This is a genomic window from Streptomyces sp. MZ04 (assembly GCF_004684775.1).
Taxonomy (GTDB): Bacteria; Actinomycetota; Actinomycetes; order Streptomycetales; family Streptomycetaceae; genus Streptomyces.
In genome coordinates this window covers 1-9,914 of sequence record NZ_SRIC01000294.1, presented here as the reverse complement: position 1 = coordinate 9,914, position 9,914 = coordinate 1, and the positions used below count along the sequence as shown (strand labels likewise).

General features: G+C 69.7%; 11 protein-coding genes. 3 read left to right on the top strand and 8 right to left on the bottom strand.

Annotated features, from left to right (window positions below; all coding sequences use genetic code 11):
- Positions 1 to 122: 122 nt before the first annotated feature.
- The 6 genes from E2651_RS36360 to E2651_RS36335 all read right to left on the bottom strand — a co-directional run bounded on the left by E2651_RS36360 (position 123) and on the right by E2651_RS36335 (position 6,256).
- Entirely contained in the window at positions 123 to 479 is a 357-nt protein-coding gene (locus tag E2651_RS36360) for an MmcQ/YjbR family DNA-binding protein (protein ID WP_135335532.1), read from the bottom strand.
- A complete protein-coding gene (locus E2651_RS36355) occupies positions 476 to 1,786 on the bottom strand; it encodes a hemolysin family protein (protein ID WP_135335531.1) in 1,311 nt (436 codons plus the stop codon). Before E2651_RS36355 ends, E2651_RS36360 begins: the two co-directional genes overlap by 4 nt.
- Positions 1,787 to 1,801: 15 nt before the next feature.
- A complete protein-coding gene (gene ybeY / locus E2651_RS36350) occupies positions 1,802 to 2,299 on the bottom strand; it encodes an rRNA maturation RNase YbeY (protein ID WP_135335530.1) in 498 nt (165 codons plus the stop codon).
- Positions 2,300 to 2,312: 13 nt separating this feature from the next.
- Positions 2,313 to 4,457, bottom strand: coding sequence for a PhoH family protein (locus tag E2651_RS36345; RefSeq protein ID WP_135335529.1), 2,145 nt, complete (start codon positions 4,455 to 4,457; stop codon positions 2,313 to 2,315).
- Positions 4,458 to 4,610: 153 nt separating this feature from the next.
- A complete protein-coding gene (locus E2651_RS36340) occupies positions 4,611 to 4,949 on the bottom strand; it encodes a P-II family nitrogen regulator (protein WP_135335528.1) in 339 nt (112 codons plus the stop codon).
- Positions 4,946 to 6,256 carry an ammonium transporter gene (locus E2651_RS36335; protein ID WP_135335527.1) on the bottom strand — a complete coding sequence of 437 codons (1,311 nt, stop codon included), beginning with the start codon at positions 6,254 to 6,256 and terminating at the stop codon, positions 4,946 to 4,948. Before E2651_RS36335 ends, E2651_RS36340 begins: the two co-directional genes overlap by 4 nt.
- A 153-nt stretch (positions 6,257 to 6,409) precedes the next feature.
- Here E2651_RS36335 and era point away from each other — a divergent pair, with 153 nt between their 5' ends.
- Positions 6,410 to 7,369 (top strand): GTPase Era, encoded by a 960-nt coding sequence (gene era, locus E2651_RS36330; RefSeq protein ID WP_135335526.1) that lies wholly within the window; start codon positions 6,410 to 6,412, stop codon positions 7,367 to 7,369.
- 4 nt (positions 7,370 to 7,373) lie between these two features.
- On the opposite strand, the gene E2651_RS36325 is transcribed toward era, so the two are convergent.
- A complete protein-coding gene (locus E2651_RS36325) occupies positions 7,374 to 7,571 on the bottom strand; it encodes a hypothetical protein (protein WP_135335525.1) in 198 nt (65 codons plus the stop codon).
- A 126-nt stretch (positions 7,572 to 7,697) separates the two neighbouring features.
- Here E2651_RS36325 and E2651_RS36320 point away from each other — a divergent pair, with 126 nt between their 5' ends.
- Positions 7,698 to 7,985 carry a WHG domain-containing protein gene (locus E2651_RS36320; protein WP_135335524.1) on the top strand — a complete coding sequence of 96 codons (288 nt, stop codon included), beginning with the start codon at positions 7,698 to 7,700 and terminating at the stop codon, positions 7,983 to 7,985.
- A 2-nt stretch (positions 7,986 to 7,987) separates the two neighbouring features.
- On the opposite strand, the gene E2651_RS36315 is transcribed toward E2651_RS36320, so the two are convergent.
- Positions 7,988 to 8,854: a helix-turn-helix transcriptional regulator gene (locus E2651_RS36315; protein ID WP_135335523.1), complete on the bottom strand. Its 867-nt coding sequence runs from the start codon at positions 8,852 to 8,854 to the stop codon at positions 7,988 to 7,990.
- A gap of 137 nt (positions 8,855 to 8,991) precedes the next feature.
- Between E2651_RS36315 and E2651_RS36310 the strand changes: the two genes are divergently transcribed.
- On the top strand, positions 8,992 to 9,849 hold the full coding sequence (locus tag E2651_RS36310; protein ID WP_135335522.1) for an NAD(P)-dependent oxidoreductase: 858 nt from the start codon (positions 8,992 to 8,994) through the stop codon (positions 9,847 to 9,849).
- The last annotated feature ends 65 nt before the right edge of the window (positions 9,850 to 9,914 follow it).

Sequence of the window (9,914 nt, the reverse complement as noted above, 5' to 3'; positions counted from 1 at the left end):
GGCTCCTGGCCCTCAACGCGGCGATCTGGCACAACTGGGCCTGCAGCACCGAAAAGAAGCGTTCACTGATCCACTACGACCACCCGACCCGGCTGACCAGCACGTAAAAGCACATCAACCATCTAGGGGCGGTCGAGCCGGAGGCGCTCCGCCCGCGGGAGGCCCGCGACGACCAAGTCGTACGAGTCCTCGATGAGCTCCCGGACCTGCGTGTCCGGGAGCTCTCCGTCGACGGTCACCGTGTTCCAGTGCCGCTTGTTCATGTGCCACCCCGGCACGATCTCCGGGTGCGCGGCCCGCAGTTGGACCGCCATGTCCGGTTCACACTTGAGGTTCACCTTGAGCGGCTGCGCGTCGAGGTGGCAGAGCGCGAACATCTTGCCGAGGACCTTGAAGACCGAGGTGTCGGGGTTGAACGGAAACTCCTCGACCGCCGCGTTGAACGACAGACAGAACGTACGCAGCTCCTGCGGTGTCACCCCGAAGTCCTCTCCTGCGAGCCCCGCGCGCCGCCCGGCGCGACCGGCTCCACCAGCACCGTCACGATCTTGTTCCGCCGCCCCGCCGCGGACTCCGCGGTGAGCCGCAGCTCCCGCCCGTCCGGCAGCGGCACGATCGACGACGCGTCGGCGATCGGCACCCGGCCGAGCGCCTTGGCGAGGAGGCCACCGACCGTCTCGACGTCCTCGTCGTCGAACTCGTCGAGCCCGAAGAGCTCGCCGAGGTCACCGATGTCGAGGCGCGCGGTGACGCGGTAGCAGCCGTCCGCGAGCTCCTCCACCGGCGGCAGTTCACGGTCGTACTCATCCGTGATCTCGCCGACGATCTCCTCGAGGATGTCCTCGATGGTGACGATGCCCGCCGTGCCGCCGTACTCGTCGATGACGACGGCGACGTGATTGCGCTCCTGCTGCATCTCCCGCAGCAGATCGCCCGCGTTCTTCGTGTCCGGCACGAACGTGGCGGGGCGCATGGCCGTCGACACCAGTTCGTTCTCCGCGTCGCGGTTGATGTGCGTCTTGCGGGCCAGGTCCTTCAGATACACCATGCCGACGACGTCGTCCTCGCTCTCGCCCGTCACCGGGATCCGCGAGAAACCGGACCGCAGCGCGAGCGTCAGCGCCTGCCGGATCGTCTTGAAGCGCTCGATGGCGACCAAGTCGGTCCGGGGCACCATGACTTCGCGTACGAGGGTGTCGCCGAGCTCGAAGACGGAGTGCACCATGCGGCGCTCCTCGTCCTCGATCAGGGACTCCTTCTCCGCGAGGTCGACCATCGCCCGCAGCTCGGCCTCGGAGGCGAACGGGCCGCGCCGGAAGCCCTTTCCGGGCGTGAGCGCGTTGCCGATGAGGATGAGGAGCGGCGGGATCGGGCCCATGACGCGGGCCAGCGGCAGCAGAACGTACGCCGCGGCGGTCGCCGTGTTGAGCGGGTGCTGGCGCCCGATGGTGCGCGGGGAGACCCCCACGGCGACGTACGAGACGAGGACCATCACCGCGATGGCGACGGCCAGCGCCTGCCAGGTCTCGTCGAACTCCTTCAGGCAGGCGTACGTCACCAGCGCCGCGGCGGCCATCTCGCACGTCACGCGGACGAGCAGCGCCACATTGAGATAGCGGGTCGGGTCGGCGGCGACCTGCGCGAGCTTCGCGCTGCCGCGCCGCCCCGAACGGACCGCCTCCTCCGCCCGGAAGCTGGAGACGCGGGCGATGCCCGCCTCGGCGCAGGCCGCGAGCCAGGCCACGACGACCAGGGCGACGGCGCCCGCGATCAGTTGAGGACTCATGACGGCGTCGGCGGCCTACGAGACGGTGGGCGCCGGCGACGGCCCGGTCAGGCCGTGCTCGGCACGCCAGCCGTCGACGATGGCCGCCTGCAGACCGAACATCTCCGCCTTCTCGTCCGGCTCCTCATGGTCGTACCCGAGCAGATGCAGCACCCCATGGACGGTGAGCAACTGCAGCTCCTCGTCCATGGAGTGCTCCGTCTCCGCTTCCTTGCCCTGCTTGAGCGCGACCTCGGGGCAGAGCACGATGTCGCCGAGGAGGCCCTGCGGCGGCTCCTCCTCGTCCTTGGCGGGCGGGCGCAGCTCGTCCATCGGGAACGACATCACGTCCGTCGGTCCCGGCAGGTCCATCCACTGGATGTGCAGCTGCTCCATGGCGTCGGCGTCCACGACGATCACCGAGAGCTCGGAGAGCGGGTGGATGCGCATCCGCGCGAGTGCGTAGCGGGCGATGTCGAGGATCGCCTGCTCATCGACCTCGGTCCCGGATTCGTTGTTGACGTCGATCGACATGGTGCGGTTTCCGCTACTTCCCGTGTTTCCTGCGCTGCTGACTCTGCTGACTCTGCTGCTGCTTCTGCTGGCTGTCGTCGTACTTCTCGTACGCGTCGACGATACGGCCGACCAGCTTGTGCCGTACGACATCGCTGGAGGTGAGCCGCGAGAAGTGCACGTCGTCGAGGCCCTCCAGGATGTGCTGGACCTGGCGCAGCCCCGACTTGGTGCCGCCCGGCAGGTCGACCTGCGTGACGTCGCCCGTGATCACGATCTTCGAGTCGAAGCCGAGCCGGGTCAGGAACATCTTCATCTGTTCGGCGCTGGTGTTCTGCGCCTCGTCGAGGATGATGAACGCGTCGTTGAGGGTGTTGTGCGTGAGCAGGTAGTCCTGTGTGACGTAGAGGGAGTCCTCGGCTGCCACCTGGATGCAGACTGCCTCCTCGCGGCCCGCGGGCTCGATGGAGTCGATGAAGCGCATCGGGCGTCCGCCGCCACCGGCCGCGTGGTACTTGTCGCGCTTGCGGGCGAGGCGGAAGGGCTCGATGCCTTCGGGGAGGCGGATTTCGATGATGTGGGCGTCGCGCTTGTGCTTGCCCAGTGCGGTTCCCTGCGGGCGGCCCTCGGCGTACCTGCGCTTCGTGTAGGCAACGCCGCCGAGTGACTGGACCAGGGCGATGACATCGTCACGAAGCAGGATCGATGTCGTCGTGTACTGAACTCGGCAGGTACGGTCGCTCTGTGTGACCGGACCTCCGTCAGTATCCAAGAGCCCCTGGAGAACGGCTAGTCGGACGGCGGCCGAGTTGTAGAGGTAGTCGTCCGGTACAAACTTCGAGCAGGATCGGGTACCCAGGAGGTCCAGGGAACGCAGCGCCTGCTTCAGCGGATGCGTCAGGACGCTGCCCGTGCCGTCACTCGGTGTCGGCGCGCGGTTGATGAGGTAGTCGTAACCGCCACGCGACCGGACCTTGATGCCAGGAAGCGCTGCCTCCAGACCGAGGATGAGCTCCGGGTCGGCTGTGGTGAACGAGGGCGTCTGGTTCTTTGCCGAGATGCAACCGTCGCCCAGCAAAAGGCCCAGGGCGTAAGGATCGATCGGAACCTCACGCTCCGGGAAACAGACTGGCGCAGTGAGCAGTGGCAGCTCATAGCGGCGAGCGTGCGCTGCCCGCAGGTTGCCGATCATGTCCTGGGTCTCCAGGACCCGCCATGGCTTGTTACGCCGCCTGTCCGAAGCTGTACGGACTGTCCAAAGGTGCTCGCCGCAGCAGAGAGTCCAGGAGCCGTCCTGGGCACTGAGACGGTAGATGTCCTTCTCGCCCTGCGGATACACGCCGAGGACCGGTGTCGGCTCGCCGTTCGACCCAATGACCAGGTCGCCCACCTCAAGGCCGCCGATCGGACGCCATCCGCTCGGCGTCAGCACGTTAGTGAAGGTCGGCATCGCACGCCCACGCATATACGCCAGCGGCGCAACCTCAATAGTCCCCGCCGCCATCAACCGCGGAATCGAGTCCGGGTCGAGCATGTCGTGCAGGGCGTCGTACAGCGGCCGCAGGTAAGGGTCGATCTTCTCGTACAAGGTCCCCGGCAGGAAGCCGAGCCGCTCGCCCGCCTCGACGGCGGGGCGGGTCAGGATGATGCGGTTGACCTGCTTGGACTGCAGGGCCTGCACCGCCTTGGCCATGGCGAGATACGTCTTGCCGGTGCCTGCGGGGCCGATGCCGAAGACGATGGTGTGCTTGTCGATGGCGTCGACATAGCGCTTCTGGTTGAGGGTCTTGGGGCGGATCGTGCGGCCCCGGGACGAGAGGATGTTCTGCGTGAGGACCTCGGCCGGGGTCTCCGGTCCGTCGCCCTCTCCTGCCTCGTCCGCCTTGAGCATGGCGATCGAGCGTTCCACGGCGTCCTCCGTCATCGGCTGACCGGTGCGGAGCACCAGCATCATCTCGTCGAACAGGCGCTGGATGAGGGCCACTTCGTGGGCGTCACCGACGGCGCGGATGTCATTGCCCCGGACATGGATGTCGGCCGCCGGGAAGGCCTTCTCGATCACGCGCAACAGGGCGTCTCCGGAGCCGAGCACCGTCACCATCGGGTGGTTCGCCGGGACGGTGAAGTGGGCTCGGGACTGACCCTGGGCAGGGGTATGAGCTGTGGGTGTCTGAGTCATGGGCCGGCGCTAAGCCTGCTCATCCTCCTCATGCGGGGCTTGGTGGCCGCTCGACAGCCTTGCACTGCCAAGAGTACGACGCACCACTGTCACCGCCGTAGGGCTTTTCCACTCCGGTCGCGGGCGGCCGCCCGGTCCCCGCACCGGCCGGGATCAGACCGCGTCCGGGCCCCGTTCACCGGTCCGTACCCGCACCACCGTCTCCACCGGCACAGCCCACACCTTCCCGTCACCGATCTTCCCGGTGCGGGCCGCGCGCACGACCGCGTCGATGACCGCGTCCGCGTCCACATCGTCGACGACGACCTCGATCCGCACCTTCGGCACCAGGTCCACCTGGTACTCCGCCCCCCGGTACACCTCCGTGTGCCCCCGCTGGCGCCCGTATCCGCTCGCCTCGGTGACGGTGAGGCCCTGCACGCCCAGTTCCTGCAGCGCCGTCTTCACCTCGTCGAGGCGGAACGGCTTGATGACCGCGGTCACGAGCTTCATGCGACGGTGCTTCCCTTCGGGTGGTGCGGGGCGGCGGACCCCTTCATGGGGCCGACCAGGACGCCGTGATCGTAGGCCGTCTCCGCGTGGTGCGTCTGGTCGAGGCCCGTCAGCTCGTCCTCGGCCGACGCACGGAAGCCCATCAGCTTGTCGATCGCCTTGCCGATGCCGTACGTGACGGCGAAGGTGTACGCCGCGACGGCGAGCACCGCCACCGTTTGCTTGCCCAACTGGGCGAGGCCGCCTCCGTAGAAGAGGCCCTCCGCGCCGTCCGTCATCGTGGCCGTCGCGAACAGGCCGATCAGGAGCGTGCCGATCACACCGCCGACCAGGTGGACGCCGACGACGTCCAGTGAGTCGTCGTAGTCGAAGCGGAACTTCCAGGCGACGGCGTACGAGCAGACCACGCCCGCCGCGAGGCCGATCACCGCCGCGCCCAGGATGCCGACGACCCCGCACGACGGGGTGATCGCCACCAGGCCCGCGACCGCGCCCGACGCCGCGCCGAAGGTGGTGGGGTGGCCGTCGCGCCGCTGCTCCACGAAGAGCCAGCCGAGCAGGCCCGTGCAGCCGGCGAGCAGGGTGTTGAGGAGGGCGGCCGCTGCGAGGCCGTTCGCGCCGAGGGCCGAGCCGCCGTTGAAGCCGAGCCAGCCGAACCAGAGCAGGCCCGCGCCCATCAGGACCATCGGCAGGTTGTGCGGGCGCATCGCGTCCTTCTTGAAGCCGATGCGCGGGCCGATCACCAGGACGAGGGCCAGACCGGAGGCGCCGGAGGCGATCTCGACGACCAGGCCGCCCGCGAAGTCGAGGGCGCCGAGGGAGTGGGAGATCCAGCCGTCCGGGCCCCATACCCAGTGCGCCACGGGAACGTATACGAGCAGCGCCCAGAGCGGGACGAAGACCAGCCACGCGGCGAACTTCGTGCGGTCCGCGATCGCGCCGCTGATCAGTGCGGTGGTGAGGATGGCGAAGGTCAGCTGGAAGGTCGTGAAGAGGAACGTGGGGACCGTCCCGGTGAGGGTGTCCGGGCCGATGCCCGCCATGCCCAGGTGGTCGAGGCCGCCGATCAGGCCCGCGAAGGCGTCGTCGCCGAAGGCCAGCGAGTAGCCCGCGACCAGCCACACGACCGTGACCAGGGCGATCGACACGAAGCTCATGAGCAGCATGTTCAGGACGCTCTTCGTGCGGACCATGCCGCCGTAGAAGAGCGCGAGGCCCGGGGTCATGAGGAGTACGAGTGCGGTGGCCGCGAGCAGCCAGGCGGTGTCGCCTGTGTCGGGGCCTTGTGCTGCGGCCAGAAAAGTCATGGGGGAGAGCGTCACCGGCACGCGTTTCGGAACGGGCAACCGCGCGTTTCCGCCGTGTTTCGTGTTGCACGGGGGTTTCTGGAAGCTCACCGCGGTGCCGTCGCGCCGCCGCCGGGGCCCGCGCGTACTGCGGGCCCCCGTCGATCAGGGACAATGGGCGCCATGAGCGTTCGTACCCAGTCATCCGAGCCGTCCGAGGCCATCCACCGCGCCGGCTTCGCCTGCTTCGTGGGCCGCCCCAACGCGGGCAAGTCCACCCTCACGAATGCTCTGGTCGGCCAGAAGGTGGCGATCACCGCGGACCAGCCGCAGACCACGCGGCACACGGTGCGGGGCATCGTGCACCGGCCCGACGCCCAGCTGATCCTGGTGGACACCCCCGGGCTGCACAAGCCGCGCACGCTGCTCGGCGAGCGGCTCAACGACGTCGTCCGCACGACCTGGGCGGAGGTCGACGTCATCGGCTTCTGTCTGCCGGCGAACGAGAAGCTCGGCCCCGGTGACCGGTTCATCGCCAAGGAACTGGCCTCGATCAAGAAGACGCCGAAGATCGCGGTCGTGACCAAGACCGACCTCGTCGACAGCAAGACGCTCGCCGAACAGCTCATCGCCATCGACCGGCTCGGCAAGGAGCTGGGCATCCAGTGGGCCGAGATCGTGCCCGTGTCGGCGGTCGGCGACAAGCAGGTCCAGCTGCTCGCGGACCTGATCATCCCGATGCTGCCCGAGAGCCCGCCGCTCTACCCGGAGGGCGACCTCACGGACGAGCCCGAGCAGGTCATGGTGGCCGAGCTGATCCGCGAGGCCGCGCTCGAGGGCGTACGGGACGAGCTGCCGCACTCCATCGCCGTCGTGGTGGAGGAGATGCTGCCGCGCACGGACCGCCCGGCGGACAAGCCGCTCCTGGACATCCACGCGAACGTCTACATCGAGCGCCCCAGCCAGAAGGGCATCATCATCGGCCCCAAGGGCAAGCGCCTGAAGGACGTCGGCATCAAGTCCCGCCGCCAGATCGAGGCCCTTCTCGGTACGCCGGTCTTCCTGGACCTGCATGTGAAGGTGGCCAAGGACTGGCAGCGGGACCCGAAGCAGCTGCGGAAGCTGGGGTTCTGACGGGCTAGGCCGGTGCCGGGGTCGCTTCCGTCAGTGACACCCGCCAGGAGACGGCGCGTCCCGTCATCGCCGTCAGGGTCCGGGCCAACTGCCCGCTGAGCGCCTCCTCGTGGCTCGCCGCCCCGACGCCCGCGGCGAGCGAATCGCCGATGACCGCGAGCCGCAGCGGAGGACCCCCGTACTCCCGCTGCGGCTCGGTCACGCCGCTGTCGTTCCCGGCTGCTTCCGGCAACCTCACAAGGCGTCCCCGCATTCCCCGTGCGAACATCCCGAGCCCCTTCCGTGCTCCGTGTCCCGTCCTGCGCCGTCTCCTCGACGAGGCCGCCGGGTGGTCACCGGCTTCGCGCTCTCGGACGACGACCGCCGGATGGGTACGTTCCTGCTGCGGGCCCCGCGCGACGCGATCCGCCGCTGCGTGGACGCGGGCCGCTTCCGCGCGGATGTGAACCCCGATCTCCTGGTGCGCCAGCTCTTCAGCCAGATGCACGGCCTCGCCGAACTGGCCCGCGCCGGCTGCATCATGGGCGACGTCACCCCGGCCAGGTGCTGCACGGAATGCTCCGCGACCTCGCCGTCGCGTCCGGCGACGAGGCCGCTGCGGCCGAGGCGTCCGTGACCTCAGGCCTTGCGGGCGGCGGCACCCTCGCCGGGTGAGAGGTCCTGGGTGCCGAGGACCCGGAGCAGTTCGAGGCGCTCGTACGACTCCGTGCCGGGGCGCGCGGTGTAGACGATCAGGAGCTGATCGTGCCCCGTGCTCAGGAGCACTTCGCAGTCCAGCTCGAGCCGGCCCACCAGCGGATGCAGGAAGACCTTCGTCGACGCGCGGCGCAGCGCCACCTCGTGCGACTGCCACAGTGTCCTGAACTCCGCGCCGGCCGCGATGAGTTCGGCGACCAGCGCCGCGGGCGCCGGGTCGTCGGGGCGGGCCGCGGTGACCGCCCTGAGGTTGGCGACGTGGGAGCGGGCGTGCTCGGAGTGGTCCTCGGGCGGGAACAGGTCGCGGGCCGCGGGGTCGGTGAAGAAGCGGCGTACGAGATTGCGCTCGCGGGGCGGGCGGGACGCGGTGTCGCCGGAGAGCGCGGCGGCCATCGTGTTCTGCGCGAGCGTCTCGCCGATGTCGCTGACGATCTGCGCGGGGGTGTCGTGCAGCCGGTCCAGGATCAGGAGCAGCCCGGGACGTACGTGCCCGGAGGCAGCCCCGGCACGCGGCGGCTCCTCGCCGGTCAGGTGGAAGAGGTGGTCGCGCTCGTCGTCCGTGAGCCGCAGTGCGCGGGCGAGGGCGGTCAGCATCTGCCGGGACGGGTGCGGGCCGCGGCGCTGCTCGAGCCGCGTGTAGTAGTCCACGGACATCCCGGCGAGCTGCGCCACCTCCTCGCGGCGCAGGCCCGGCGTGCGGCGCCGCGGACCGGCCTGGAGGCCCACGTCGGTGGGGTCGAGGCGGGCGCGGGAGCGGCGCAGGAAGTCGGCGAGTTCGGTTCGGTCCACCCCTTCAGCTTCGGCCACCTTCGGCGGGTTATCCAGGGACTGCCGGTCCCCTGATCGGGAGGTCTCTCCCGCCGGGCGCGGGGCGGCGTGACGCTGGTGGAGCACGACGGTTCGTCTTCGACGCTGGGAGTTGCGTGATGCTGACGCTGGTGACAGGTGCGACGGGTGAGGTCGGGCGGCGCTTTGTGCCGCGGCTGCTGCAGTGGGTGGCGGCCGCCGGGGACGAGGTGCGGGTCCTGGTGCGCGACGAGGCGCGGGGCGCGGCCTTCGCGGAGCTCGGCGCGCAGGTGGTGGTGGGTGATCTGCGGGACGAGGGCGCCCTGGGGAAGGCGGTGGCCGGGGCCGACGCGGTGGTCAATGTCGCGGCGGCGTTCCGCGGGGTGCCGGACGAGGAGGCGTGGGCGATCAACCGCGATGCCGCGCTGGCCCTGGGGCGGGCGGCGGTGGTCTCCGGGGTGCGCCGGTTCGTCCAGGTCAGCACCGGGCTCGTGTACGGGACGGGGCGTGGGCGGATGCTGGTGGAGGACGACCCCGTGGTGCCGGGCGGGGCCATGTGGGGCGCGTACGCGCGGTCCAAGGGGGAGGCGGAGCGTGGGCTCCTCGCGCTGGACGGGCTCGACGTACGGGTGGGGCGGCTGGCCTTCGTCTACGGCGAGGGGGATCCGCATCTCGCGGATTCGCTCCAGTGGGCCGGGAATTGGGCGGCGACTCAGCGGCTGCACATGGTGCATCACGCGGACGTGGGGCAGGGGCTCGCCCGGCTTCTGCGCGCGCCGGGAGTGGGCGGCCGGGTCTACAACATCGCCGACGACGCGCCCGTCACGGCAGTTGAACTGCATCAGCTCAACGGGGCCGCCGTCCCTGCTGAGCTGTACGAGCGGACCGATCCGGACCCGTGGTTCGGGATCACGTCAACGGGCCGTATCCGCAGGGAACTTGGCTACCGGCCGCTGTATCCCACGGTGTGGGGCGCGGTTGACGCGGGGGCGCTGTAGACCGGGGTGGGTTACTCCACGCCCCTGATCCGCGTCACCAGGAGCGCCCCCGCCAACCCCACCAC

Bases quoted from the DNA above. Each gene is read 5' to 3' on its own strand.
- E2651_RS36345 (WP_135335529.1), bottom strand. From the start codon at position 4,457: ATGACTCAGACACCCACAGCTCATACCCCTGCCCAGGGTCAGTCCCGA.
- era (WP_135335526.1), top strand. From the start codon at position 6,410: ATGGGCGCCATGAGCGTTCGTACCCAGTCATCCGAGCCGTCCGAGGCC.
- E2651_RS36355 (WP_135335531.1), bottom strand. From the start codon at position 1,786: ATGAGTCCTCAACTGATCGCGGGCGCCGTCGCCCTGGTCGTCGTGGCC.
- E2651_RS36310 (WP_135335522.1), top strand. From the start codon at position 8,992: ATGCTGACGCTGGTGACAGGTGCGACGGGTGAGGTCGGGCGGCGCTTT.
- E2651_RS36340 (WP_135335528.1), bottom strand. From the start codon at position 4,949: ATGAAGCTCGTGACCGCGGTCATCAAGCCGTTCCGCCTCGACGAGGTG.
- E2651_RS36335 (WP_135335527.1), bottom strand. From the start codon at position 6,256: ATGACTTTTCTGGCCGCAGCACAAGGCCCCGACACAGGCGACACCGCC.
- ybeY (WP_135335530.1), bottom strand. From the start codon at position 2,299: ATGTCGATCGACGTCAACAACGAATCCGGGACCGAGGTCGATGAGCAG.